Genomic DNA, 24,333 nt, shown 5'->3' with positions numbered 1-24,333 from the left:
GACGCGTTTAACCAGTAAACACGCGTTATCGTTAACGTCCATCTCGAGCAAGCTCGCTCCTGCCCCATGGGATTACTTCCCGGCCCGCGCCATACAACGCTGATAACGCTCATCGACCCGTTTGGCGAACCACGCCGTGGTGAGTTTGCGGGTGATTTTCGGACTTTGCAGCACGATGCCCGGCAACACCGCACGCGGCAGCGACCGCCCCTCTGCCTGTTCGGCCAGTTCGAAAACCCTCCGGTACAACGTAGTGTCCTCGAACGCCAGGCTATTACCCTTCTCCAGTTGATCGCGAATTGTCGGGTTGCGCATATCCAGGCGCTTGCCGAGGCTGCGCACGGCCAACTCCGTAGTGCCGGGCATGATCGAATCGTAGCGCACCAGGTCGCCGTCCAGCGCCAGCGGGATTCCCGAAGCCCGGCTTACCGCGTTCTGAAAGGCCGCATTGCGGCTGGCGTACCAACCGGCGTTGAAATCGGCGAAGCGATACAGCGGCTGTTGATAACTCACCGGGTAACCCAGCAAATGGGCGATGCCGAAATACATGCCCCCGCGCCGCGTGAACACTTCACGACGGATCGAGCCCTTTACCGGATACGGATAGCCCTTGGCATGCTGCTCGGCGAAATCGATGCTGACCTGCATCGGTCCGCCGGTATGCACCGGATTGAAGCCGCCAAACAGGGTTTTGCCCATGGGCACCATGCCGATGAAGTCATCGAAAATCCCGCTCAACTCCTTTTCACTGCGCGCAGCATTGAGGCGATCGCTGTAGGTTTTGCCGCTGGGCGATTTGAGCCGCAACGCACCACTGACCAGCAATCCGGGGATGTGCGCGGTAGCGGCACGGCGATCGATTTCATCACGGGCAATCTTGCCCAGGCCGGGTACCGTCGGGTCCACCTGAAAGGTTGATTCCTGCTCGGTCACGGCCAGTACAGAACACAGGTTCTGAGTGCTCGGGTAGAGGTCTTGCGCGGCAAATGCCGCATAAATATCCGTGGCCCAGCCCTGTCGGTCGGCGGTCTTGGCCGGTAGCAAACGTACTATCTCGGCGCGAACTTCGTCGGGATTGCGCGGCGCGGGTTCCTGGCTCCGTTGACTGGCGCAACCGGCCAGCAACAGTAATGCGACGACGCCTGAAATCAATCGTATGGCTTGCATGTTGCTCCATCAAATCCGTTAAGCCGCCGTCACCATACGACCAATGGCCGATTTCTGCACCGACCGGAATTTCCTTTGTACCTTGCAGAAAACGCATTGCACGACGTTACTGAGAACAACTACCATTTGTGTCTGGAGTCGTATTAGCGCAAGGAGTTCCCGCGCCGCCCCCTTTTCCAATCGGCCGCGCGCCGCTCAGGAACGAAACATGACCCCTCCAGCCCGACTCCGCGTGCCTTTTCGTGCAACGTTACTGGCCCTGTTCTGCTCCCTGTCCGTAACGGCCCATGCCGAAACACCTGAAACGCCCGAAACTCAAGGCAAGCCGTTGGTGCTGGGCGACGTCAATGTCAGCGCCCAGGCCCCGACATCGTTCGACCTGCCACCCGTGTACGCCGGCGGCCAAGTCGCACGCGGCGGTCAACTGGGTGTTCTGGGCAATCAGGACATCATGGATGTGCCATTCAGTATGACGGCCTATACCGAAGAATTGATCCGCGACCAGCAAGCCGAAACCATCGGCGACGTGCTGCTCAATGATTCGTCTGTGCGCCAGGCCTCGGGTTTCTCCAACCAGGCGCAGACGTTCATGATCCGCGGCCTGCCGCTCAATGGCGACGACATTTCGTTTAACGGCCTGTACGGCATCCTGCCGCGGCAGATCGTTTCCACCGATGCGTTGGAACGTGTGGAAGTGTTCAAGGGCCCGAATGCCTTCATCAACGGAGTAACCCCGACCGGCTCCGGCATCGGCGGTGGCGTCAACGTGCAACCCAAGCGCGCCGATGACCTGCCGCTGCGTCGTTTCAGCACCGACATCAGCGATGACGGGCGCATCGGCGAACACCTGGACATCGGCCAGCGCTTCGGCGAAGACAACCGATTCGGCGCACGTCTCAACTTGTCGCAACGCGAAGGCGATACTGCCATCGACGATGAAAACCAGCGCTCCAAGCTGTTCGCCCTCGGCCTCGACTACCGTGGCGATGCCCTGCGCGTTTCCGGTGATTTCATCTATTCGAAAGAACGCATCAACGGTGGCCGCAGCTCGGTCAACCTGGGTGACGCCACGCATATTCCGGATGCGCCTTCGGCCGATACCAACTACGCGCAGAAATGGGGCTACAGCGAGATCGAAGACACCTTCGGTATGCTGCGCGCCGAATACGACCTGAACGACAGCTGGACCGCCTATGCCGCCGGTGGCGCAAAGCACAGCCGTGAAGTCGGCAACTACGACTCCACCACGCTGGTGGGCAACGATGGCAGCTCGGTGACCAGCGGTTCGTTCATTCCCCACGACGAAGACAACACCAGTGCCATGACCGGCCTCAATGGCCGTTTCGCCACCGGCCCGGTTACCCATAAACTCAATTTCGGCCTGGCCGGGATCTGGACCCAACAGCGCAACGCCTTCGATTTCGACTCCAATAGTTACCCGAACAACATTTACCATCCGATTGACGTTCCGGCGCCAGGCCCGGGTTTTTCCGGTGGCGATCTGGGTGACCCGGGGATCACCAGCAAAACCTTCATGCGCAGTGCCGCCGTGTCGGACACCTTGGGCTTTATCGATGATCGCCTGCTGGTCACCCTCGGCGTGCGGCGTCAACAACTGGTCGTCCAGGGCTACGACTACAACACTCAAGAGCGCACGTCCAACTACGACGAATCAATCACCACGCCGGTGTACGGCATCGTGTTCAAACCGTGGGACCACGTGTCGTTCTACGCCAACCGTATCGAGGGGTTGGCCCAAGGGCCGACGGCACCGACCACGTCTGGTTCGCGTGTCGTGATCAACGGCAACGAAGTCTTTGCCCCGGCCCGCTCCAAACAGATCGAAGCCGGCGTGAAAGTGGACATGGGTACCTACGGTGCGACGCTGGGTGTGTACCGCATCGAACAACCGGCGAATGGTTACACGCAAGTCATCGACGAAACGACCGCCGAGTTCATTCATGACGGTGAACAGGTGAACAAAGGCGTGGAACTCAATGTGTTCGGCGAACCGATCGACGGCCTGCGCTTGCTCAGCGGTGTGACCGTGATGGACACCGAACTGAAGAATACCCAGGACGGTCTCAACGACGGCAATCAGGCCATCGGCGTGCCGAGCTTCCAGTTCAACGCCAGTGTGGATTGGGACGTGCCGGGCCTGCCAGGCGTCGCCCTGAACGGTCGTATGTTGCGCACCGGCGGCCAGTACGCCGACGCGGCGAACAACCTCAGTTTGCCAACCTGGAACCGCTTCGACGCCGGTGCACGTTACGCATTCAAGGTTCAGGAAAAAGACGTGACCGTGCGTTTCGGCGTGGAAAACGTTGCCAACAAAAGCTACTGGGAATCGGCCCAGGGCGGCTACCTGACCCAAGGCGAACCACGATCCGCGAAGTTGTCGGGCACCATCGACTTCTAACCGCCAACTCGGTGTAGGAGCGAGCATGCTCGCGATGGACTCAAACCCGCCGCGTACTTCCAGAAAGCCCGCGTCATCGTTGACGACCATCGCGAGCAGGCTCGCTCCTACAGAGTTGTGAGCAGTACACAAAATCTGCCAACCGCAAAAATCCCTGTAGGAGCGAGCATGCTCGCGATGGACTCAAACCCGCCGCGTGCATCCTGAAAGCCCGTGTCATCGTTGACGACCATCGCGAGCAGCCTCGCTCCTACAGTGTTGTGGGTTGTCCACAACATCAGCGACGCAACAAAAATCCCTGTAGGAGCGAGCATGCTCGCGATGGACTCAAACCCGCCGCGTGCATCCTGAAAGCCCGTGTCATCGTTGACGACCATCGCGAGCAGGCTCGCTCCTACAGTGTTGTGGGCAGTACACAAAATCTGCCAACCGCAAAAATCCCTGGCTCCTACAATGTTTTTCCGTTGGGCGCACAAGCCGGCTGTCCTGTTCCAGTGGGCCATACTTGTCCCACGAACGAGGAGAACAGGCCCCATGCAACGTAGCGACGTGTTGATTACCGGTGCCGGCCCGACCGGGTTGGTGCTGGCGTTGTGGTTGAGCAAACTTGGCGTGCGGGTGCGGATCATCGACAAGTCTTCGGCGCCCGGCACCACGTCCCGGGCGTTGGCGGTGCAGGCACGAACGCTGGAGCTGTACCGCCAGCTCGACTTGGCCGACACCATTGTGCAAAACGGCCATCGTGTCGCGGCGGCCAATTTCTGGGTCAAAGGCGAACCCGTGGCGCGCTTGCCGCTGAGCCGCGTTGGCGAAGGTTTGACGCCTTATGCATTTCTCGAAATTTTCCCGCAGGACGAGCACGAGCGGTTGTTGATCGACCGCCTCGAAACCTTCGCTATCACGGTTGAACGCAACACCGAGCTGCTGGGTTTCGAGGAAACCGCCGACGGCATCACGGCCATTTTGCGCCTGCCGGACGGTCAGCATGAAACCTGCCAGGCCTGCTATCTGGCCGGTTGCGACGGTGCCCGCTCGATCGTGCGCAAGAACCTGGACACCGGTTTTCCCGGCGGCACCTATCAGCAGATTTTCTACGTCGCCGATGTGCAGGCCAGCGGCCCGACGTTCAACGGCGAACTGCACGTGGACCTGGATGAAGCCGACTTTCTCGCAGTGTTTCCATTGGCAGGTTCGGGCCGCGCACGCCTGATCGGCACTGTGCGCGACGAACGCACCGAACAGGCCGAGACATTGCGCTTCGAAGACGTCAGCAGCCGGGCCATCGAACACATGAACGTCAATATCGAGCAACTGAACTGGTTCTCGACCTACCGCGTGCATCATCGGGTAGCGGATCACTTTCGCACCGGTCGCGCCTTCTTGCTGGGCGATGCCGCCCACGTACACAGTCCGGCGGGCGGTCAGGGCATGAACACCGGGATCGGCGACGCCATCAACCTGGCGTGGAAACTCGCCGCCGTGCTGAGCGGTGAAGCCGAACTCAAATTACTCGACACCTACGAACCCGAACGCATCGCGTTTGCCCGCAAACTGGTGGCCACCACCGACCGGGTGTTCACCTTCGTTACCGCCGAAGGGCGCATGGCCGACTTGCTGCGCACACGTCTCGCGCCCTTCCTGATTCCGAAAATGGCCTCGTTCGAAACCTCCCGCGAATTCCTGTTTCGCACGGTGTCGCAAATCACCTTGAACTATCGCGGCATGCCCTTGAGCACCGGCGTCGCCGGGCACGTGCATGGCGGTGACCGCTTGCCATGGGCTCACGACGATGAGGGGGATAATTTTGAATCGCTGAAGTGCCCGACCTGGCAAGTGCATGTCTACGGAGACACCAGCGAGGAGATGATTGCGTGGTGCCAAGAGCATCATCTACCCCTGCATGTCTTCAGCTGGCGCCCGGCGTTTGAATCCGCGGGCCTTGGGCGTAACGGCTTTTACCTGTTGCGGCCGGACACGTATGTGGCGATTGCCCAAACGTGTTCAGACCCGAAGGTGATCGAGCGGTATTTCCGTGATCACGGGATTCGGCCGTTCTTCGGCCTACCCTGAGAACACCACATCCCCCGTAGGAGCAAGCCTGCTCGCGATGGCGTAGTGTCAGGCAACAGCAAAGTGACTGACCCATCGTATTCGCGAGCAAGCTCGCTCCTACAGGGAAAGGTGTTTAACTGGAAACGGGGCTTGGAATCTGCAAACCACGTACCACCGCCGGCCGCGCCAGGAAGCGCTCCAGCACCCGCGTGACGTTCGTGAAGTTCTGGATGCCCACCAGATCGCCAGCCTCATAGAAACCAATCAGGTTGCGCACCCACGGAAAGATCGCGATGTCGGCGATGGTATAGCGCTCACCCATGATCCAGTCGCGACCTTCAAGCCGGCAATTGAGCACGCCGAGCAGGCGTTTGCTTTCTTCGACGTAGCGGTCGCGAGGGCGCTTGTCTTCATAGTCTTTACCGGCGAACTTGTTGAAGAAGCCGAGCTGGCCGAACATAGGACCGATGCCGCCCATCTGGAACATCAACCATTGAATGGTTTCGTAGCGTGCGGCCGATTCCTGGGCCAGCAGCTGCCCGCTCTTGTCGGCCAGGTAGATCAGGATCGCCCCGGACTCGAAAAGCGCCAAAGGCTGGTCATCGGGGCCATGAGGATCGAGGATGGCCGGGATCTTGTTGTTGGGGTTCAGTGACAGGAACTCGGGGGACATCTGGTCATTGGTGTCGAAACCGACGCGATGCGACTCATAGGGCAGGCCGATCTCTTCGAGCATGATCGAGACCTTGACGCCGTTGGGGGTCGGCAAGGAGTACAGCTGAATCCACTCCGGGTACTGGGCCGGCCATTTTCGAGTGATGGGGAACACGGACAAATCGGTCATGGGAAGGATCCACGAGAAAATTGAGAACTCCGATCATAATGGAGAGAGCGCGGGTTGCGACGCCTGTTGCCATCAATATCGCTGATGGTGGAGATCATCAGAGTTCACACGCTTTTCACACCGACAACGGTAGGGTGTCCACAATTCCGCAACATCCTGTCGATAACCTAGACTGCAATCTGTTGATGGTTACCGGTAAATTGCTGCGCTCTCGACCGGTATCGAACCAAATGAGTGTCAGAGGACTCTGAGCACCACTCCTTTGGAAACGGACCGGTTCAACGACATGGAAAACACCCGACGCAGGAAACGCGTGGTGTAAAGGTTTGTCAGCCTTAACCGAATTGCGCTGAAGAACCCTTTTCGATGATGAACCCGCTGAAATTCGCCAAACGTCTCAAACATCGCGCCTATATTGTGCTTCCCACCTTGTTGGCGGTCAGTGCGGTGTTTCTGTCGCTGGAATCCAGCCATACCCGCGCCCAACCGATGGATGGCACGCAGACGCTGGTGTTCCTGCGTCATGGCGAGAAGCCCGCCGGCGGTCTCGGCCAGCTTAATTGCCAAGGCCTGAACCGCGCCATCGACCTGGCCACCCTGCTCCCGGAAAAATTCGGCAAGGCCGACTACGTGTTCGCCGCGAACCCGACACGCAACGTCGAGGAAGGAGAGCTGGACAACTCCTATAGCTATATCCGCCCGCTGATGACCATCAGCCCCAGCGCCATCAAGCTTGGCCTGCCGGTGAACATCAAATTCTCGGCCAATGACACCAGTGACCTGGCCGATGAACTGCTGCACGACAAGTATCACAACTCGGTCATTTACACCGCTTGGTCCCACGGTTACCTGCCGGAGCTGATCAACAAGGTTGCAGGTGACGCCGTGGGCAAAAAGATGAAGATCACCGAGGACTGGGAATCCAGCGACTATGACTCGCTGTATGTGCTCACCCTGACCTGGCACAACGGCAAGGCCAGCCTGGAGAGCCGTACCTATCAGCAAGGGCTGAACAATGGGCAGGAGACTTGCCCTACCTGAGTTTTTGCATTGCTTGAGCGGGCCTCATCTCGAGCGAGCCCGCGACGAGGTCGGTAGAACACCATCACCCCCGTTGGCTGCCCCGCTCCCGCAAATACTCCAGCACCGCCGTGCGCTCCCCGGCGAACTCGATCCGCGCACCCTTCTTCTCCCGTTGAAAGGCATACATCGGGTCGTAGTACTCACTCAGCAACCCTTCGATCCAGCCCCGGTGCAAATCCACCGCACCGCTGCGCCCCTGCTCGGCCAACGCCTCTTCCATCAAGATCAACATCCGTCGATGACGCTCACCGCCGAGGCGCTTCTGCACGTTGTTCAGGCTCTCCAGCAAGCGCTCAGAGAACAGCGCAAAGCCTTGATCGCCATGCACACTTATGAATTCGGCGCACAAGTCCACCACGTAATCGCGCAAGATCCGCTCGACCCGCCCTTCAAGGCTGTCTTCCAGCCAGACCATCGGAAATTGCTGCATGCCCTGATACAGCGGCAACGGCAACGCACAACTGCCGACGGCGCGGCTCTCGTCTTCGAGCACGAACTGCTCGATGCCCTGGGCACGCTTTTTCAGCACGTCCACGGCGAGGCGGTTCTCAAAATCGATGTTGGAAGGCTGTCCGGTGGCGCGCTTGCCGAAACTGGAGCCGCGGTGATTGGCGTGGCCTTCAAGGTCCAACCCGTTGCACAGTTGCGTCAGAACCTCGGTCTTGCCGGTGCCGGTCATGCCGCCCAGCAGGACGAAATCGCACTGGGCAACGGCTTGATCCAGCGTGTCGAGCAGGAACGTACGCATGGCCTTGTAGCCGCCACCAATGCGCGGATAATCGATACCCGCCTCGTCCCTGAGCCATTGCTGGACAATCTGCGAGCGCAGCCCGCCGCGAAAACAGTACAAATAGCCATCCGGATGCACCCGGGCAAATTCGGTCCAGGCCTGGAGGCGTTCGGCCTTGATTTCGCCGGACACCAATTGATGCCCCAGCGCAATGGCCGCCTGTTGACCGTGTTGCTTGTAGCAGGTGCCGATGCGTTGCCGCTCGTGATCGTTCATCAGCGGCAGGTTGACCACGCCGGGAAACGACCCCTTGGAAAACTCGACCGGCGCACGGGCGTCCATCATCGGCCGGTCGTTGAGAAAGATGTCGCGGTAATCGGTGTAGTCGGCAAACATCAAAACACCTCGACCGCGTTACTCTGTCGCTCGACCAGTTCGCCGATGGGCTCCAGGTTCAGGCCCTGTTCGGCAGCCACCGCGAGGAACTGCTCGTTGCCCTCGGGGGTTACGGCAATCAGCAAGCCACCGCTGGTCTGCGGATCGCAGAGCACGCGCTTGTGCAGCTCCTGAAGACGGCCGAGCTTGCTGGCATAACTGTCGTAATTACGCAGCGTCCCGCCTGGCACACAGCCTTGTTCGAGGTAGTACTCGACCCCCGGCAGGCGTGGCACGCGGTCATATTCGATACGTGCGGTGAGCTGGCTGCCGTCCGCCATTTCCACCAAATGGCCAAGCAGGCCGAACCCGGTGACATCGGTCATGGCGGTCACTCCGTCGAGTTTGCCGAAGCGGCTGCCGGGCTTGTTCAGGGTGCACATCCAGTCACGGGCCAGGCCGATGTCGGCATTGCGCAACTTGCCCTTCTTCTCGGCGGTGGTGAGGATGCCGATGCCCAGGGGTTTGGTGAGATAGAGCAGGCAACCGGCAGTGGCCGTGTCGTTGCGCTTCATGTGGCGCTTTTCCACCAGGCCGGTCACGGCGAGGCCAAAGATCGGCTCCGGTGCGTCGATCGAGTGTCCACCCGCCAACGGGATGCCCGCTGCGTCGCACACCGAACGCCCGCCGCGAATCACTTCCCGGGCAATTTCCGGTGCCAGCACGTTCACCGGCCAGCCCAGAATCGCAATCGCCATCAACGGATCACCGCCCATGGCGTAGATGTCGCTGATAGCGTTGGTGGCGGCAATACGGCCGAAATCGAAGGGATCGTCGACGATCGGCATGAAAAAGTCGGTGGTCGAGACCACGCCGCGCTCTTCATCGATGGAGTAGACCGCGGCGTCATCACGCGAGGCGTTGCCGACCCAGAGTTTCGGGTCCAGGTTCTGCGCCCCGCTGCCGGCCAGAATCACTTCCAGCACCTGTGGGGAAATCTTGCAACCGCATCCAGCGCCGTGGCTGTATTGCGTCAGGCGAATCGGCTCGCTCATCAGGGGTGCCTCATTGGGTCAATGAGGCCGATTCTAGCAGAGCGAGGCACGCCAAGGCGTTGCTCGCCCGCGCCATCTTGTGGGAGCGATCCTGCTCGCGAATGCGGTACCAGCATCGATGTGCCTGATACACCGCTTTCGCGAGCAGGCTCGCTCCCACAGGGTTCAAATCAGGGCAGCAGAATCACCTTGTCCCCGCGTCCCTGATTCACCTCGGCATAACGTTCCAGCCCTTCTGCCAATGGCGACTCCAGCAATCCTTGCGGCAACGGCAACAAGCCCTCATCGAAGAACTGGCCGAACTGATCAAGCATCGCCGCGCAAGCCTGCACGCCATACAACAATGTGTTGGTCCCGACTACCGAACCGCCCTTGCGATACAACCCCAGTGCCGGCAGTTGCACGTACCCGTCCACCGGCGCGGCGATGATCGCGATGCGGCCGAAGGTTGCCAGGGCCGCGACCGATGCGGGCAGCCAGAAACCGGTGGTGTCGAAAATCACCTCGGCGCCACCGGCATACACGGCGTTGACCTGCGCGCCAAGGTCTTCAGGCTTGTCCAGCTGGATCGTCTGGTAGCCCTGATCCTGCAAGTCTTTGACCTGCTCCGGTCGCCGCGCCGCTGCCAACACCGTGGCTCCCCGTACTTTAGCCAGCGCCAGTGCGGCACTGCCGACTGCCCCGCCGCCAATCACCAACAACTTCGTCCCGGTCGTTACCAGGCTGCGTTCCAGCGCATCCCATGCCGTGGTGTAAGGCACGCCAAGGCTGGCGGCCTGGGCGAAACTCAGCTGCGCAGGCTTGAGTGCCACGCCATTGGCCGGCAGTTTGACGAACTGCGCATGGGAGCCGTCGGCAAAAAAGCCCAGCTCCCGGCCCGTGCCCCAAACTTCCTGACCCAGTAACGCCTGCGGGCCTGCCACGACTACACCGGCAAAGTCACGCCCGGGAATGCGTGGCAACGTGGTGTAGGGAAAACGCCCCAGCACATTCTTTACATCGCTGGGATTGAGGCCCGCCGCCTTGATCTCGACCAATACTTCATCGGCGCCAGGAACGGGCGTGGCTACTTCAACGTAGCGCAAGGCCGAGAGGTCGCCGGTTTTGTCGAACTGCAATGCTTTCATGGCTATTTCCATCTAACAGGGATGCGCCGAGTCTAGAGACTGGCGCTGGCGTGCATCGGCCAAGTACTTCTGGATGTCGGCCAAAGCAGCCTGCCGGCACCTTCAGCCCTGGCGTTGCGCCGAGGAAAACTGCGAAGGCGCGACCCCCAGTTCGCGGCGGAACATGTCGCTGAAGCTGCTTGGCGAGTAGCCCAGCTCCCGGGCAATCACACTGACCGGCACGCCCTGAATCAGCTCGGCCACCGCTGTCACCAATTGCACCTGTCGCCGCCACTCGGCGAAGCCCATGCCCAGGCCGTCCTTGAACAATCGCGCCAGGGTGCGCACGCTGGCCCCGGCATTTTGCGCGTGTTGCTCAAAGGGTATGTCCAGCGACGGTGCGGCCATGACGGCCTGGCAAAGATTCATCAGCCGTCGGTCGGAATCGTCCGGCAGCGGGATGTTCAGCTGTGAGCGCTTCGCCCGCTTGAGCTCCAGCAGCGCCAGGCCAACCAACGCCTCGTAATACTCCGGTGAACCGTCATCGCCCTGCTCTACCAGCCCGACGATCAGCTCGCGCAGCAAGCCGCCGACCTCGATGACCTGAACACTGTCATCGAGCGTCGCCGCCAGTGTCGGGCGCAGGTAGATATTGCGCATCTGCAGGTCCGACACCACGCGAATGCCGTGGGCAATACCGGGTGGCAACCAGACGGCTCGCTGGGGCGGGACCACAAACGCTTCGTGCGGCGTCTCGACCCACATCACGCCGCTCATGGCATACAGTAACTGTCCCCAGACATGTTCATGGGGCTCGATGAACAACCCTCGCGGATAGGTGCGCGCCAGCGGTTGCACGGGCACGTCGGTGTCACTCAGGTCGGGTGGCGTGGCAAGGGCCATGGTCAATAATCATTGGGGCTGAAGGAGTCTGCATGGTAACGATGCACCCCGCTTGCCGCCAGCGACCGACACCGCCTGAAAATCCGAATGAATTTTCCGAGTGGCAAACGATCCTTCTATGTACAACAGGGAGGAACAGGGGCTTTATGAACAGCGCAAAACTTTTCGTCATTGAATACACCCTTCATGGCACGCCCAAGTCGTTCATTATCCGACTGGATAAAATGGACAACGCGGACGCCTGGCATTGGGCGAGCTGTGATGCGGGTGTGGGGCGCATCCCTCGCTTTGGCCGTGAAAAGGTGCAAAAGACCAGCAAGCCAATGGCGGAGAAATTCGGCGTGGAGAACGTCAAGTGGCGTCCGGCTAACTAGTGCCCGGCAGTCGTCGAAAAGTGGAACCTGAACAGGCTCCACTTTCATTCAGGCGGTCAGTGAGCACACTTGCATCCTTGATGGACACATTCCTCACCGTGCTCATGATGTTTGGCACAAGCTTCACAGCAATAGTGCTTGCCATGTCGCACGATCGGATGCTCACCGAGCTTGCAGTTGCATTTCGGACAGTCACAGGTGCGGTCATCGGTCATGGAGTCGACTCCTCTGGGTGGTGGTCGTCGGGGTCTCGACAATGCGACCCGTAGTACCAGTGTAGAAGTCAGGCGCCAACTCACACTTGGCGCACACTGCTGCGATACATGAACACCAGGGCCAGGCCAAGGCACACCATTGCAAGCATCCGACTGCCGGACAATTCAATCGGCGGGTTGCCCAGCCAACCAAAGTTGTCGATCAGCATACCCATTCCCAACTGCCCGACGATCACCGCGACGGTCGCCACCGCTGTACCCACTCGCGGTACCGCCCCGACCATTACCATCATGTAAACCACGCCGAACAGCGCCCCGCCGAGTTGCCATTTCGGCACATCCAACAGGCTCACCGCATGGGCCGGTTCGACAAACAGGATCAGCAAACCGGTGCTCACGGCGCCCACCACAAAGGTCAGCAAACTGCTTCGCAATACACCGACCGTTTCACCCAGTCGCCCATTGATCGCCGCCTGCACACTCAACACCGCACCGGCCGCAACCACCACAGCCAATAAAATAATCAGGTTCATCATCAACCCCGAGCAATCAGGACAAGAGCCGCGACAATCAGCAGCAAGGCTAGCCAACGTTCAGCGTTGACCTTTTTCCGGGGGGCGCCGAACCAGCCGAAGTGGTCGATCAACACACTTTTGCCGACTTGCCCGGACAGGATCGCAATCATGGTCATCGCGATGCCGATATGGGGCGTGGCCAAGGTCAGCACCACCACGTACATCGGCCCGAGGAATCCGCCAATCAATTGCCAGCGCGGCAATTCACTGAAGGCTGGACCGCGCTGCGGACCGCTGAACAGCAACAGTAAAAACAGAATCGCCGAGCCAACACCAAAAATGCTCAACGTGGCCCATAGATGCCCAACCTGAACCCCAAGAGGCCCGAGCAACCCGGCCTCTACCGACAACCCCATGCCGGCGAGGATCACCAGTGGCAACAGCAATAAGCGCAGAACGGGTTTGACGGCCGTTGCGGGCAACGCGCCAACCTCAATGGATGAAGAAGACTGCATGGGAAATTCCTGAGGAAGTGAACAATGGCGCGCATTATCGATTGGCATAGCTGTGCGATAAATGGGAGCATCCTGACAACACTTTTGCGTAACTCGCACAGCAGGAATGTTTATGCACGGCTTCAATGAACTGGGATTCAAGGCACTTCGGCTGTTCGTCGCGGTGCTCGATCAGGGCAGTTTTTCCGAAGTGGCGCGCCGCGAGGGCCTGGCGCCCTCTTCGATCTCTCGACAAATCCAGTTGATGGAACAGGCCCTGAACCAGCAATTGCTCTACCGCCACACCCGCGCCGTGACCCCCACCGAAGCGGGGCGCGTGCTCGGTCAACATGCACGACTGGTGCTGGTGCAATTAGAGGAAGCCGAACAGGCGCTGCAAGAGCAGCAAAGCGAACCCAGCGGACTGGTGCGCATCAATGCGCCGGTGGTTTTCGGCCAACGGCACCTGACACCGTGGCTGGGCCAGTTGTGTGAGCGCTACCCGAAACTGCAGCTGGATATCCAACAGACCGACCATTACGTTGACCCACTGCAAGAAGGCGCCGACCTGTTGTTTCGCATCGGTCCGCTGCACGACTCGAGCATGCAGGCGCGGATTCTCGCCCCCCATCGTTTTCAGGTGGCGGCAAGCCCCGCGTACCTTGAACGTCACGGCACGCCACAACACCCCAGCGACCTCCTCGCTCACCATTGCCTGGCCTACAAAGGCGCGACCGGGCAGCAACGCTGGTTTTTCCGCCAGGCTCAGGAATGGACGGCGTATTCGGTAAAAGGCCCGATCACCGGCAACCACGCCGACACACTGACCCAAGCCGCCGAACAAGGCCTGGGGCTGGTGATGTTTCCGTCATGGCTGATTGGCGAGGCGGTACGAGACGGCACGTTGGTACCGGTGCTGGAGGACTATCAGGTATCCAACAGTCTGGAACCGCAACAGATCGCCGTGCTTTGGCCGGGCAGCCGACGCTTGTCGGTGAAGGTCAGGACGGTGATCGATTTTTTTGTGGCGTGTTTTGGAGACATTCCGTATTGGGACAGACCCTGACGGCTATGCACATACCTGTAGGAGCGAGCTTGCTCGCGATTGCGGTCTGTCAGCGAATTAGCTGCTGACGGTTTCACCGCCATCGCGAGCAAGCTCGCTCCTGCAAGGTGGAACCGGGTTACAGGACCATCGCGGCCACCCAGCCGAACGCCAGCAATGGCAGGTTGTAGTGCAGGAATGTCGGGACCACGGTGTCCCAGATGTGGTGGTGCTGACCGTCGATGTTCAGGCCGGAGGTCGGGCCGAGGGTCGAATCCGAAGCGGGCGAACCGGCATCGCCCAGCGCGCCGGCGGTGCCGACAATGCACACGATCGCCAACGGACTGAAGCCCAGTTGCACGCACAGTGGCACGAAGATCGCCGCCAGAATCGGCACGGTGGAGAACGACGAGCCGATGCCCATGGTCACCAGCAAACCCACCAGCAACATCAACAAGGCACCCATGCCTTTGCTGTGATCAATGTACGAAGCCGACGACTCGACCAGCGTCTGAACGTCACCTGTGGCTTTCATCACTTCGGCAAACCCCGAGGCGGCGATCATGATGAAACCGATCATCGCCATCATCTTCATGCCTTCGGTGAACAGATCGTCGGTGTCGCGCCACCTCACGATGCCCGAGACCGAGAAAATCAGGAACCCGGCCAGCGCGCCGATGATCATCGAGTCCAGCAGCAGCTGAATGATGAACGCCGCGGCGATAGCCACGCCGGCGACAATCAGGCTCAGCGGGTTGTACTGCACCGCCACCTGTTCGACCTGCTCGATTTTCGCCAGGTCATAAACGCGTTTTTTGCGGTAGCTGATGAAAGCGATCAACAGGCCCGCCACCATGCCCAGTGCCGGGATGCCCATGGCGTGAGTCACGTTGATCCCGCTGATGTCGACACCGCTGCGGGCGACGTTGGCCAGCAGGATTTCATTGAGAAAGATGTTGCCGAAGCCAACCGGCAGGAACATGTAAGGCGTAATCAGACCGAAGGTCATGACGCAGGCGATCAGGCGACGGTCCAGTTGCAGCTTGGTCAGCACGTATAACAGCGGCGGCACCAGCAACGGGATAAAGGCGATATGTATCGGCAAGATGTTCTGCGAGGCGATGGCCACCACCCAGAGCAAACCGATCAACAGCCACTTGACCTGGCCGCCGCCCGTTGCGTGCTGGCGGTCAACCATCGCCAGGGCTTTGTCGGCCAGTGCATGGGCCAGCCCGGACTTGGCAATGGCCACCGCAAACGCACCAAGCAAGGCGTAGGACAACGCAACTGTCGCGCCACCGCCCAGCCCACCGTTGAATGCCTTGAGGGTCGCCTCGATACCCAGGCCACCGGTCAGGCCGCCCACCAGCGCGCCGACGATCAGCGCGATCACCACATGCACGCGGGACAGGCTGAGGACCAGCATGACGCCAACCGCGGCAATTACTGCATTAATCATCGTTACCTCTGGGCAAGCGAAAAGAGTCCGGCCGGCAGTCTGCGTGAGCCGCCAGCGGATTGAATAATGGGTTTTATTAGAGGGCGCGCACTTTGCCGCAGAGTGCACGCGGTGTCAAAGCCAACCCAATCCTCGTAGGAGCTGCCGCAGGCTGCGATCTGTTGATCTTTAGCGGTATCCAGAGAATTGACATCAAAAGATCGCAGCCTGCGGCAGCTCCTACGGGGGGAGATGGGATATTCGAGGGACGGCATAAAGAAAGCCGGATGACGGCCGTTACAGTGCAAAGTCTCAGATATTTATCGAATAAAGGACGCCTCCATGTCGCTCAGACAACTTTCCATTCAATGGAAAATCACCCTGCTGACCGGGCTCTGCCTGGCCGGTGTCGTGACCCTGCTGGTGGGTCTTTCGCTGTATCGCATGGAGCACAGCTCTGCGCTGGTGAAAGCCTCGAGCATGGAGATGCTGACCGACGCGGCCCAGGCGCGGATCGAGTCCCAGGGCGAAAACCAGGCGCTGGGCATTCGCCAACAATTCATGGACGCCTATCAGTACGGCCATGGCTTTTCACGGCAGGTGTTGTTTTTGCGTGATCAAGCCGAAAAACGCTTCCTCGATGCCTTCGACCTGCGTGAAGACCTGACCCGCCAGGTCAAGTCGGCCCTGCAAGCCAATCCGGAACTGCTCGGCCTGTCGCTGGTGTTCGAACCCAATGGGCTGGACGGCAAGGACGAACTGTTCAGCGGCCAGGCCGAACTGGGCAGCAATGACAAGGGCCGTTTTGCCCTGTATTGGTCACAGCCAACGCCAGGAAAAGTGACGTCGATGGCGCTGCCGGAATCGGACATGGCCGACACCCGCACCGGCCCCAGCGGCGAAGCGGCCAACGCCTGGTTCACCTGCCCACGCACAACGCTCAAGCCATGCGTGATCGAACCTTACTTCTATGAGATCGACGGCCAGAACGTGCTGATGACCAGCATCGTCTTCCCGTTGTTGGTCAACGGCAAAGTCATTGCCTCGCTGTCGGTGGACATCAACCTCAACAGCCTGCAAACCCTCAGTCAGAGCGCGAGTAAAAAACTTTACGACGGCCAGACCAACGTCAGCATCATCAGTCCCGCCGGTTTACTGGCCGGTTACAGCCCCGACGCCGGCAAGCTCAGCCAGCGCCTGGATACCGTCGACAGGACCAGCGGTGCCGAGCTGCTGCGCCTGCTCACCGCCAGCAGCACAACCACCAGCCTGCACAGCAATCACCAACTGAAAGTACTGGCGCCGTTCCAGCCGATTCCGGGCGGAAAATCCTGGGGCGTGCTGCTCGACGTACCGGAGAAGGTCCTGGTCGGTCCCGCGCAAGTGCTGAAAAAGCAACTGGATGAAAGCAACACCGCCGGCACCCTGATGGAACTTGGCCTGGGCGTGCTCGCGGCGCTGATCGGATTGTTGATGGTGTGGTTAATGGCTCGCAGCGTCACCAAGCCGATCCTCGGCGTCGCGCACATGCTCGAAGACATCGCCAGCGGCGAAGGAGACCTGACTCGCCGCCTGGCCTATGACAAGCAGGATGAACTGGGCCAGTTGGCCGGCTGGTTCAACCGTTTCCTCGACAAACTGCAACCGATCATTGCCGACGTCAAACGCTCGGTTCAGGACGCACGTGACACCGCTGACCAGTCCTCCGCCATTGCCACCCAGACCAGCGCCGGCATGGAGCAGCAGTACCGTCAGGTCGATCAGGTCGCGACCGCGTCCCACGAAATGAGTGCCACCGCCCAGGATGTCGCCCGCAGCGCCGCGCAAGCCGCCCACGCCGCCCGCGACGCCGATCAGGCGACGCGCCAGGGCCTGACCGTGATCGACCGCACCACCGCCAGCATCGACAACCTCGCCGCCGACATGAGCGCGGCGATGGTCCAGGTCGAAGGCCTGGCAGCCAACAGCGAAAAAATCGGCTCAGTGCTGGAAGTGATCCGCGCCATCGCCGAACAAACCAACCTGCTGGCACTCAACGCCGCGATCGAAGCGGCCCGGGCCGGAGAAGCCGGCCGCGGATTCGCCGTGGTGGCCGACGAAGTGCGCAATCTGGCGCGACGAACCCAGGAGTCCGTGGAAGAAACCCGCGTGGTGATCGAGCAACTGCAAAGCGGCACTCAGGAGGTGGTGGGTTCGATGAACAACAGCCATCGCCAGGCCCAGGGCAGCGTCGAGCAAGTCGGCCAGGCCGTGACGGCGCTGCGCCAGATCGGTGACGCAGTCACGGTGATCAACGACATGAATATGCAGATCGCCAGCGCCGCCGAAGAACAAAGCGCGGTGGCCGAGGAAATCAACAACAACGTGGCGACCATTCGCGACGTGACCGAGTCTTTGTCCGGCCAGGCCAACGAATCGGCGCGGGTCAGCCAGTCGCTCAACAGTCTGGCCAATCAGCAGCAGAGTTTGATGGATCAGTTCCGCGTTTAAGCACCCGCAAAAACATCCCCTGTAGGAGCGAGCCTGCTCGCGAAAAACCCGAGGGCGCCGCGGGGAGTCAGATTCCCCGCGGTATTGTTGACGATTTCCACAAGCAAGCTCGCTCCTTCAGGTTTTTGTCCGCACTCAATGATGGCGAGTGGATATCTACCAGAACCTGATTAAGCTTCTAGGAACCTTGCAACGTTCCGAGGCGTCACTTGTCTGCAAGACTGGTAATCCGATGACATCAGCCCCAGGGCCAGGGTGCGGCAACAATTGAGAGGTGCTCCGGCCTAAAACAAGAACCACGGAGAACACTCATGGCGGCAATCGACAATACAACCACGGGCAGCACGCCCAACCGAGGGATGACCAAGGAGGAGCGCAAGGTCATCTTCGCCTCGTCCTTGGGCACCGTGTTCGAGTGGTACGACTTTTACCTGTACGGCTCACTCGCCGCGATCATCGCCAAGCACTTCTTCGCCGGCGTCAACGAGACCACGTCCTTCATCTTCGCCCTGCTCGCCTTCGCCGCAGGCTTTGCCGTCCGGCCTTTCGGGGCGATTGTGTTTGGGCGCCTGGGTGACATGATCGGCCGCAAACACACCTTCCTCATCACCATTGTGATCATGGGCGTATCGACGGCGGTGGTGGGCTTGCTGCCCGGCTACGCGACCATCGGCGTGGCGGCCCCGGTCATTCTGATCACCCTGCGCTTGCTGCAAGGTCTGGCGCTGGGCGGTGAGTACGGCGGCGCGGCGACTTATGTGGCCGAACATGCGCCCAAAGGCAAACGGGGGTTTTTCACTTCATGGATTCAGACCACCGCGACCCTGGGCCTGTTTCTGTCGCTGCTGGTGATCCTCACCTGCCGCACCGTTCTGGGCACAGAAGCGTTTGAAGCCTGGGGCTGGCGCATCCCTTTCCTGCTGTCGATCCTGTTGCTGATCGTCTCGGTGTACATCCGCTTGCAGCTCAACGAGTCGCCGGTGTTCCTGAAAATGAAGGCCGAAGGCAAGTCGTCCAAGGCACCGTTGACCGAATCCTTCGCCCGCTGGGATAACCTGAAGATCGTCATCATGGCCCTGCTCGGCGGCACCGCCGGCCAGGCCGTTGTCTGGTACACCGGGCAGTTCTATGCGCTGTTCTTCCTGTTGCAGACGCTGAAGATCGACCCGCAGACCGCGAACCTGCTGATTGCCGGCTCGCTGCTGATCGGCACGCCGTTCTTTGTGATATTCGGCAGCCTCTCCGACCGCATCGGCCGCAAGGGCATCATCATGGCCGGGTGCATCATCGCGGCCCTGACCTACTTCCCGATCTTCCATGCGCTGACTCAGTACGGTAATCCCGATGTATTCATCGCGCAGGAGAAGAACCCGGTCACGGTGGTCGCCAACCCCGATCAGTGCTCCTTCCAGTTCGACCCGGTGGGCAAGGCCAAATTCACCAGTTCCTGCGACTTGGCCAAGACCATACTGGCCAAACGGGCCATCCCCTACAAGAACGTGAGCGCCGAGCCGGGCACCGTGGCGCAGGTGCGCATTGGCGAGAAAGTGATCCAGAGTTTCGAGGGCACCGGCATGCCGGCCGCCGACTTCAAGACCCAAAACGACGCCTTTACCGCGACCCTCGCCACAGCGCTCAAGGAAGCGGGTTATCCCGAGAAGGCCGATCCGGCGAAAACCAACTATCCGATGGTGCTGCTGCTCCTGACCATCCTGGTGATCTACGTGACCATGGTCTACGGGCCGATTGCTGCCTGGCTGGTGGAACTGTTCCCGGCGCGCATCCGCTACACCTCGATGTCACTGCCTTATCACATCGGCAACGGCTGGTTCGGTGGCTTTCTGCCGACGGTGGCGTTTGCCATGGTGGCGGCCACGGGGGATATCTACTACGGCCTGTGGTATCCGATCGTCATCGCGGTGATGACGGCCGTGCTGGGGATTTTCTTCATGCCTGAAACCAAGGATCGGGAGATTCATCACACCTGAACCTGGCACAACACAGTTCACTGTAGGAGCAAGCTTGCTCGCGATAGCGTCGGCACATTCGACATTGATGTGACGGTCAGACCGCCATCGCGAGCAAGCTCGCTCCTACAGGTTTTGCGGTGCGGCTTCAGCCGCGTTTTGGCAACTCGATAGCCACTTTCAACCCACCCCACTCGCTCTCCACCAGCGATAACCGGCCGCCCCAGGTATCGACGATGTCGCGCACGATACCCAACCCCAACCCATGCCCATCGGTTTGCTCATCCAGCCGCGCACCGCGACTGAAGACTTGATCTCGACGGTCTTCGGGGATGCCCGGCCCGTCGTCTTCAACGCTGAGTTCAAACCCATCAGTCGTCTCGACAACGCTCAAACGCACTTCGGCATCCGCCCATTTGCAGGCGTTATCCAGCAGGTTGCCCAGCAGCTCCAGCAAGTCTTCGCGATCCCACGGCAACTGCAATCCGGCCGGCGCCCGGTAGCTCAGCGCCAGGTGTTCGCCATGGATCATGTTCAAGGTCGCGAGCAACCCCGGCAGTTCGGCGTCGCAATCAAACAGCGCGCCCGGCAGCGCATCGCCGGACAGCCGCGCCCGGTTGAGCTCGCGATTGAGCCGTTGCTGGACTTGCTCCAGTTGCGCCTGGAGGACTTTGCGCAGTTGTGGGTGAGCGTCGAGTTGCTCGCTGGAGGCCAGGCTCAACAACACCGCCAGCGGTGTCTTCAGGGCGTGACCGAGATTGCCCAAGGCATTGCGCGAGCGCTTGAGACTGTCCTCGGTGTGCGCCAGCAAATGGTTGATCTGCGCCACCAGCGGTTCCAGCTCCACCGGCACTTGATCATCGAGTTGCGAACGCTGGCCCTGTTGCAACTGGGCAATCTGCTCGCGGGCCTTTTCCAGCGGTCGCAAAGCGCGGCGCACGGTGAACCGTTGCAGCAGCAGAATCAGCACCAGCCCTGCCAGTCCGAGGGCCAGACCGAGTTGCTGCATGCGCCGGAAACTCTCGCGCACTGGCGTGTAATCCTGGGCGACGCTGATCGAAATCGACTGGCCAAGGCGCCGGTAGTCAGTGCGCAACACCAGCAACTGCTGCCCTTCCGGCCCCAGTTGCAGATTGCTGTGCAAGCCCGGCTGATCGAGTTTTGGCAACTCCTGATCCCACAATGAGCGGGAACGCCAATGGTTGTCGGCGAAATCGATGCGGAAGTAATGCCCGGAAAATGGCCGCTGGTAGGCCGGGGACAAGTGCCGCTCATCCAGCTGCAAGCCTTGCGGCCCACGCACCAGCGCCACCAGCAGGCTTTCGCTGTCGTTGCGCAGCCCGGCTTCGAGGTAGCGCTGCAACCCCATTTCGAACAGCCATGAACTCGATTGCGCCAGCACCAGGCCGACGATCACCATCACGCTGATCAGACCCAGACTCAAGCGCCGCTGGATTGATCTCACTGAGCCAGCCCACCGAACAGATAACCCTGGCCACGACGGGTTTCGATCACGCTTTTGCCAAGTTTGCGCCGCAGATGGTTAACGTGAACTTCCAGCACATTGGAGTCGCGCTCGGTTTCGCCATCATAAAGATGCTCGGCGAGATGGCTTTTGGAGAGGATCTGCTCCGGGTGCAGCATGAAATAACGCAGCAGGCGGAATTCCGCGGCTGTCAGTTGAATGTCGGCGCCGTCGCGGACAACGCACTGGCGACCTTCGTCCAGATGCAACCCGGCGGCCTTGAGGGTCGGCTGGTTGGCCTGGCCGTGGGAGCGGCGCAACAGGGCCTGAATGCGTAAGTGCAGCTCTTCGGGATGGAAGGGTTTGGTCAGGTAATCGTCGGCGCCAGCCTTGAGACCTTCGATACGTTCCGCCCAGGAGCCGCGTGCGGTAAGGACCAGCACCGGCGTCGCCAGTCCGTCCGCCCGCCATTGCGCCAGCACGTCCAGCCCCGGCACCCCCGGCAAACCGAGGTCGAGGATGATCAGGTCGTAGGGTTCGGTGCTGCCCTGATGCAGCGCATCGCGCCCGTCGGCCAGCCAGTCCACGGCGTAGCCCTGACGGTTGAGGCCGGCCAACAGTTCATCGGCCAGGGGGACATGGTCTTCCACCAGAAGCAAACGCATCGGTCAATCTTCCTTGTCTTTGATCAGTTGGCCGGTGGTGGCGTTGATGTCCAGTTCACGGACCACGCCTTCGGTGGTCAGTAACTCGACTTCATAAATGTAGACGTCGTGTTTCTCTTCAAGCTCGGCTTCCAGCAGTTTCGCGCCGGGGTAGCGGTCCAGTGCCTGTTGCAGCAATTGTTCCAGCGGCAGGATCACGCCTTGCTGACGCAGGCGCAAAGCTTCGTCCTGATCCAGGTCGCGGGCCATCACCACCGAGCAAAACGCCAGAAGCACCAGGGCGATTCGAGCGCCGGCACATCGCTTGGAAAAAAACACCTTCATTACGAATCCTGATGATCCTTGAGTACCTGCCCGCTGACCGCGTCTAATTCCACATCCCAGTGAATGCCCTGCGGATCGCGCAGCTCCACCTGATAGATGTACTTGCCGTACTCTTCTTCCAGTTCGGTTTCAGTCACGGTCGAGCCTGGGTGTTTGGCCAGTGCGGTGGCGTTGAGCTTCTCGAAAGACACAATGGTACCAGCGTCGCGCAATCTCAGGGCTTCATCGGGGCCGAGGTCGCGAGCATGGGCGACACTGACGGTCAGGCCGATGACGGACGCGGTGAACAGGGCAGTCAGGGTTTTCATGGGTATCTCCATATTCTTTTCGGTGTTGCGTACGCGAGCCACGTTAACTGGGTGAACTTAATTGAAACTGAATGGCCATCATTGGCCACCCCGCAAAACCTGTAGGAGCTGCCGCAGGCTGCGATCTTTTTCTCGAATTCACTTGAGTCGTCAGGCGAAACCTCCAAAGATCGCAGCCTTCGGCTGCTCCTGCACAGACACAGAGACCGGTATGACCGCCATCCACATCAAGTTTCCCTCCCTGACGCTCAAGGCCGGTCCTCGTGCCTTGGCGCGCATCCGTGAAAACGGCCTGAACGCTGCCGACGTCGGCACCCTGCCCGGCGCGGCGGGCGGGCCGAAGGCACTGGGGATTCAAGGTCTGGACCTGGCGCTGTTCGGTGAATGGCTGCCGTCGGCGCCACGGGAGCGTTCACTGATCGGTGCCTCGGTGGGTTCCTGGCGCTTCGCCAGCGCCTGCCTGCCGGACGCCGCCGAAGGCATCCGCCGTCTCGGGAAGTTGTATACCGAGCAGAACTTCGCCAAAGGCGTGACCATGGCGCAGATCAGCTTGAGTTCGCAGCGCATGCTCGATGACCTGCTTGAGGGCCGCGATGCTGCGATCCTGGACAACAACGATTACCGGCTGAACATCATGGTGGTCAAAAGCCACGGTTTGCTCGCGGACGATCATCGCGGCCGACTGGGCCTGGGCCTTTCATCCGTGATCGCCGACAACCTGCGCGGTCGCGCCCGCCTGGCCCGACACTTCGAACGCCTGATCCTCCATGACCCGCGACGGGCACCACCGGTTGAGGCCTTGAACGACTTTCCCTCGCGCTTCATCGCCCTCAACACCGGCAACCTGCGCCAGGCCCTGCTGGCCTCAGGCTCGATTCCGATGGTGATGGAAGGCGTGCGCGACCTGCCAGGTGCCGGCGCGGGCACGTTTCGCGACGGCGGTCTGCTGGACTATCACCTCGACCTGCCCTACAGCGGCAAAGACATCGTGCTCTATCCGCACTTCACCGACCGGGTCGTACCCGGCTGGTTCGATAAGACCCTGCCGTGGCGCCGCGCCTGCCCCAAGCGCTTGCAGAATGTGCTGTTGCTGGCGCCTTCGAAGGAATACCTGGCGCGCCTGCCCTACGGCAAACTGCCGGACCGTAATGACTTCAAGCGTTTCATGGGCGATGCCCCGAGCCGGCAGAAATACTGGCGCGTGACGATGGATGAAAGCCGTCGCCTGGGTGACGAGTTCCTCGAACTGGCCGCCAACGGTCGACTTGGCGAGCGCTTGCTGACCCTTTAGTCAGGACA

At 60.4% G+C, this 24,333-nt stretch carries 23 protein-coding genes and 1 pseudogene; 9 read left to right on the top strand and 15 right to left on the bottom strand.

What is annotated here, in order from left to right; genetic code table 11:
* Window positions 1–72: 72 nt before the first annotated feature.
* Window positions 73–1,167, bottom strand: coding sequence for a DUF1615 domain-containing protein (locus tag QMK58_RS10070; protein ID WP_053157698.1), 1,095 nt, complete (start codon window positions 1,165–1,167; stop codon window positions 73–75).
* Window positions 1,168–1,375: 208 nt separating this feature from the next.
* Here QMK58_RS10070 and QMK58_RS10065 point away from each other — a divergent pair, with 208 nt between their 5' ends.
* A complete protein-coding gene (locus QMK58_RS10065) occupies window positions 1,376–3,586 on the top strand; it encodes a TonB-dependent siderophore receptor (RefSeq protein ID WP_320396209.1) in 2,211 nt (736 codons plus the stop codon).
* A 107-nt stretch (window positions 3,587–3,693) separates the two neighbouring features.
* Here QMK58_RS10065 and QMK58_RS10060 read toward each other — a convergent pair whose 3' ends face one another.
* Window positions 3,694–3,963 (bottom strand): hypothetical protein, encoded by a 270-nt coding sequence (locus QMK58_RS10060; protein WP_053157691.1) that lies wholly within the window; start codon window positions 3,961–3,963, stop codon window positions 3,694–3,696.
* 157 nt (window positions 3,964–4,120) lie between these two features.
* Between QMK58_RS10060 and QMK58_RS10055 the strand changes: the two genes are divergently transcribed.
* The gene (locus QMK58_RS10055; protein WP_053157688.1) at window positions 4,121–5,656 is read left to right on the top strand and encodes an FAD-dependent monooxygenase; all 1,536 of its coding nucleotides are present in this window, start codon (window positions 4,121–4,123) and stop codon (window positions 5,654–5,656) included.
* Window positions 5,657–5,771: 115 nt separating this feature from the next.
* Here the strand turns inward: QMK58_RS10055 and QMK58_RS10050 are convergent, their stop codons facing one another.
* Window positions 5,772–6,482, bottom strand: a complete 711-nt coding sequence (locus QMK58_RS10050) for a glutathione binding-like protein (RefSeq protein WP_053157685.1) — start codon at window positions 6,480–6,482, stop codon at window positions 5,772–5,774.
* Between the two features lie 369 nt (window positions 6,483–6,851).
* Here QMK58_RS10050 and QMK58_RS10045 point away from each other — a divergent pair, with 369 nt between their 5' ends.
* The gene (locus tag QMK58_RS10045) at window positions 6,852–7,523 is read left to right on the top strand and encodes a histidine phosphatase family protein (RefSeq protein WP_371259783.1); all 672 of its coding nucleotides are present in this window, start codon (window positions 6,852–6,854) and stop codon (window positions 7,521–7,523) included.
* 64 nt (window positions 7,524–7,587) lie between these two features.
* On the opposite strand, the gene mnmH is transcribed toward QMK58_RS10045, so the two are convergent.
* The 4 genes from mnmH to QMK58_RS10025 all read right to left on the bottom strand — a co-directional run bounded on the left by mnmH (window position 7,588) and on the right by QMK58_RS10025 (window position 11,734).
* Complete coding sequence (gene mnmH, locus QMK58_RS10040) at window positions 7,588–8,691, bottom strand: tRNA 2-selenouridine(34) synthase MnmH (RefSeq protein WP_053157679.1); 1,104 nt, start codon at window positions 8,689–8,691, stop codon at window positions 7,588–7,590.
* Window positions 8,691–9,725 (bottom strand): selenide, water dikinase SelD, encoded by a 1,035-nt coding sequence (selD, locus tag QMK58_RS10035; protein WP_053157676.1) that lies wholly within the window; start codon window positions 9,723–9,725, stop codon window positions 8,691–8,693. Before selD ends, mnmH begins: the two co-directional genes overlap by 1 nt.
* Before the next feature lie 170 nt (window positions 9,726–9,895).
* Window positions 9,896–10,852, bottom strand: coding sequence for a quinone oxidoreductase family protein (locus QMK58_RS10030; RefSeq protein WP_053157673.1), 957 nt, complete (start codon window positions 10,850–10,852; stop codon window positions 9,896–9,898).
* Window positions 10,853–10,954: 102 nt separating this feature from the next.
* On the bottom strand, window positions 10,955–11,734 hold the full coding sequence (locus QMK58_RS10025; RefSeq protein ID WP_320396208.1) for a helix-turn-helix transcriptional regulator: 780 nt from the start codon (window positions 11,732–11,734) through the stop codon (window positions 10,955–10,957).
* Window positions 11,735–11,880: 146 nt separating this feature from the next.
* Here QMK58_RS10025 and QMK58_RS10020 point away from each other — a divergent pair, with 146 nt between their 5' ends.
* Entirely contained in the window at window positions 11,881–12,108 is a 228-nt protein-coding gene (locus tag QMK58_RS10020; protein WP_053157668.1) for a DUF6555 family protein, read from the top strand.
* Window positions 12,109–12,164: 56 nt separating this feature from the next.
* Here the strand turns inward: QMK58_RS10020 and QMK58_RS10015 are convergent, their stop codons facing one another.
* The 3 genes from QMK58_RS10015 to QMK58_RS10005 all read right to left on the bottom strand — a co-directional run bounded on the left by QMK58_RS10015 (window position 12,165) and on the right by QMK58_RS10005 (window position 13,353).
* A complete protein-coding gene (locus QMK58_RS10015; RefSeq protein WP_082344443.1) occupies window positions 12,165–12,323 on the bottom strand; it encodes a metallothionein in 159 nt (52 codons plus the stop codon).
* An 80-nt stretch (window positions 12,324–12,403) separates the two neighbouring features.
* Window positions 12,404–12,859, bottom strand: coding sequence for a DMT family transporter (locus QMK58_RS10010; RefSeq protein WP_172681813.1), 456 nt, complete (start codon window positions 12,857–12,859; stop codon window positions 12,404–12,406).
* Window positions 12,859–13,353 (bottom strand): DMT family transporter, encoded by a 495-nt coding sequence (locus QMK58_RS10005; RefSeq protein WP_320396207.1) that lies wholly within the window; start codon window positions 13,351–13,353, stop codon window positions 12,859–12,861. Before QMK58_RS10005 ends, QMK58_RS10010 begins: the two co-directional genes overlap by 1 nt.
* 112 nt (window positions 13,354–13,465) lie before the next feature.
* Here QMK58_RS10005 and QMK58_RS10000 point away from each other — a divergent pair, with 112 nt between their 5' ends.
* The gene (locus QMK58_RS10000) at window positions 13,466–14,398 is read left to right on the top strand and encodes a LysR family transcriptional regulator (protein WP_053157662.1); all 933 of its coding nucleotides are present in this window, start codon (window positions 13,466–13,468) and stop codon (window positions 14,396–14,398) included.
* Between the two features lie 118 nt (window positions 14,399–14,516).
* Here the strand turns inward: QMK58_RS10000 and QMK58_RS09995 are convergent, their stop codons facing one another.
* Window positions 14,517–15,833, bottom strand: a complete 1,317-nt coding sequence (locus tag QMK58_RS09995; RefSeq protein WP_172681816.1) for a Na+/H+ antiporter family protein — start codon at window positions 15,831–15,833, stop codon at window positions 14,517–14,519.
* Between the two features lie 324 nt (window positions 15,834–16,157).
* Between QMK58_RS09995 and QMK58_RS28935 the strand changes: the two are divergent.
* The 3 genes and pseudogenes from QMK58_RS28935 to QMK58_RS09980 form a co-directional block, all read left to right on the top strand.
* Window positions 16,158–17,447, top strand: a pseudogene (locus QMK58_RS28935) (HAMP domain-containing protein); the annotation flags it as partial.
* A gap of 102 nt (window positions 17,448–17,549) precedes the next feature.
* Window positions 17,550–18,305: a methyl-accepting chemotaxis protein gene (locus QMK58_RS28930; RefSeq protein ID WP_371259782.1), complete on the top strand. Its 756-nt coding sequence runs from the start codon at window positions 17,550–17,552 to the stop codon at window positions 18,303–18,305.
* A gap of 311 nt (window positions 18,306–18,616) precedes the next feature.
* Window positions 18,617–20,293 (top strand): MFS transporter, encoded by a 1,677-nt coding sequence (locus QMK58_RS09980; protein ID WP_053157653.1) that lies wholly within the window; start codon window positions 18,617–18,619, stop codon window positions 20,291–20,293.
* 127 nt (window positions 20,294–20,420) lie between these two features.
* Here the strand turns inward: QMK58_RS09980 and QMK58_RS09975 are convergent, their stop codons facing one another.
* The 4 genes from QMK58_RS09975 to QMK58_RS09960 are packed head-to-tail and all read right to left on the bottom strand — an operon-like array spanning window position 20,421 to window position 23,034.
* Window positions 20,421–21,737: a sensor histidine kinase gene (locus tag QMK58_RS09975; protein WP_053157650.1), complete on the bottom strand. Its 1,317-nt coding sequence runs from the start codon at window positions 21,735–21,737 to the stop codon at window positions 20,421–20,423.
* Window positions 21,734–22,402, bottom strand: a complete 669-nt coding sequence (locus tag QMK58_RS09970) for a response regulator transcription factor (protein ID WP_053157647.1) — start codon at window positions 22,400–22,402, stop codon at window positions 21,734–21,736. Before QMK58_RS09970 ends, QMK58_RS09975 begins: the two co-directional genes overlap by 4 nt.
* Before the next feature lie 3 nt (window positions 22,403–22,405).
* Window positions 22,406–22,726, bottom strand: a complete 321-nt coding sequence (locus QMK58_RS09965; protein ID WP_053157644.1) for a PepSY domain-containing protein — start codon at window positions 22,724–22,726, stop codon at window positions 22,406–22,408.
* Window positions 22,726–23,034 carry a PepSY domain-containing protein gene (locus QMK58_RS09960; RefSeq protein WP_320396206.1) on the bottom strand — a complete coding sequence of 103 codons (309 nt, stop codon included), beginning with the start codon at window positions 23,032–23,034 and terminating at the stop codon, window positions 22,726–22,728. The genes QMK58_RS09965 and QMK58_RS09960 overlap by 1 nt, the downstream gene beginning before the upstream one ends.
* 211 nt (window positions 23,035–23,245) lie before the next feature.
* On the opposite strand from QMK58_RS09960, the gene QMK58_RS09955 reads away from it, so the two are divergent.
* Entirely contained in the window at window positions 23,246–24,325 is a 1,080-nt protein-coding gene (locus QMK58_RS09955; protein ID WP_053157638.1) for a hypothetical protein, read from the top strand.
* The last annotated feature ends 8 nt before the right edge of the window (window positions 24,326–24,333 follow it).

This window comes from Pseudomonas sp. P8_241 (genome assembly GCF_034008315.1).
Lineage (GTDB): Bacteria > Pseudomonadota > Gammaproteobacteria > Pseudomonadales > Pseudomonadaceae > Aquipseudomonas.
This window is presented reverse-complemented; position numbering and strand designations above follow the sequence as displayed.

What these genes read in the sequence shown, in the direction of transcription:
- QMK58_RS09965 (WP_053157644.1), bottom strand. Translation starts at nt 22,726, where the DNA reads ATGAAGGTGTTTTTTTCCAAGCGATGTGCCGGCGCTCGAATCGCCCTG.
- QMK58_RS09970 (WP_053157647.1), bottom strand. Translation starts at nt 22,402, where the DNA reads ATGCGTTTGCTTCTGGTGGAAGACCATGTCCCCCTGGCCGATGAACTG.
- QMK58_RS10025 (WP_320396208.1), bottom strand. Translation starts at nt 11,734, where the DNA reads ATGGCCCTTGCCACGCCACCCGACCTGAGTGACACCGACGTGCCCGTG.
- QMK58_RS09960 (WP_320396206.1), bottom strand. Translation starts at nt 23,034, where the DNA reads ATGAAAACCCTGACTGCCCTGTTCACCGCGTCCGTCATCGGCCTGACC.
- selD (WP_053157676.1), bottom strand. Translation starts at nt 9,725, where the DNA reads ATGAGCGAGCCGATTCGCCTGACGCAATACAGCCACGGCGCTGGATGC.
- QMK58_RS09980 (WP_053157653.1), top strand. Translation starts at nt 18,617, where the DNA reads ATGGCGGCAATCGACAATACAACCACGGGCAGCACGCCCAACCGAGGG.
- QMK58_RS10030 (WP_053157673.1), bottom strand. Translation starts at nt 10,852, where the DNA reads ATGAAAGCATTGCAGTTCGACAAAACCGGCGACCTCTCGGCCTTGCGC.
- QMK58_RS10005 (WP_320396207.1), bottom strand. Translation starts at nt 13,353, where the DNA reads ATGCAGTCTTCTTCATCCATTGAGGTTGGCGCGTTGCCCGCAACGGCC.
- QMK58_RS10015 (WP_082344443.1), bottom strand. Translation starts at nt 12,323, where the DNA reads ATGACCGATGACCGCACCTGTGACTGTCCGAAATGCAACTGCAAGCTC.
- QMK58_RS10020 (WP_053157668.1), top strand. Translation starts at nt 11,881, where the DNA reads ATGAACAGCGCAAAACTTTTCGTCATTGAATACACCCTTCATGGCACG.
- QMK58_RS10000 (WP_053157662.1), top strand. Translation starts at nt 13,466, where the DNA reads ATGCACGGCTTCAATGAACTGGGATTCAAGGCACTTCGGCTGTTCGTC.
- QMK58_RS10070 (WP_053157698.1), bottom strand. Translation starts at nt 1,167, where the DNA reads ATGCAAGCCATACGATTGATTTCAGGCGTCGTCGCATTACTGTTGCTG.
- QMK58_RS10060 (WP_053157691.1), bottom strand. Translation starts at nt 3,963, where the DNA reads ATGGTCGTCAACGATGACACGGGCTTTCAGGATGCACGCGGCGGGTTT.
- QMK58_RS28930 (WP_371259782.1), top strand. Translation starts at nt 17,550, where the DNA reads ATGGAGCAGCAGTACCGTCAGGTCGATCAGGTCGCGACCGCGTCCCAC.
- mnmH (WP_053157679.1), bottom strand. Translation starts at nt 8,691, where the DNA reads ATGTTTGCCGACTACACCGATTACCGCGACATCTTTCTCAACGACCGG.
- QMK58_RS10065 (WP_320396209.1), top strand. Translation starts at nt 1,376, where the DNA reads ATGACCCCTCCAGCCCGACTCCGCGTGCCTTTTCGTGCAACGTTACTG.
- QMK58_RS09955 (WP_053157638.1), top strand. Translation starts at nt 23,246, where the DNA reads ATGACCGCCATCCACATCAAGTTTCCCTCCCTGACGCTCAAGGCCGGT.
- QMK58_RS10055 (WP_053157688.1), top strand. Translation starts at nt 4,121, where the DNA reads ATGCAACGTAGCGACGTGTTGATTACCGGTGCCGGCCCGACCGGGTTG.
- QMK58_RS10050 (WP_053157685.1), bottom strand. Translation starts at nt 6,482, where the DNA reads ATGACCGATTTGTCCGTGTTCCCCATCACTCGAAAATGGCCGGCCCAG.
- QMK58_RS10010 (WP_172681813.1), bottom strand. Translation starts at nt 12,859, where the DNA reads ATGATGAACCTGATTATTTTATTGGCTGTGGTGGTTGCGGCCGGTGCG.
- QMK58_RS10045 (WP_371259783.1), top strand. Translation starts at nt 6,852, where the DNA reads ATGAACCCGCTGAAATTCGCCAAACGTCTCAAACATCGCGCCTATATT.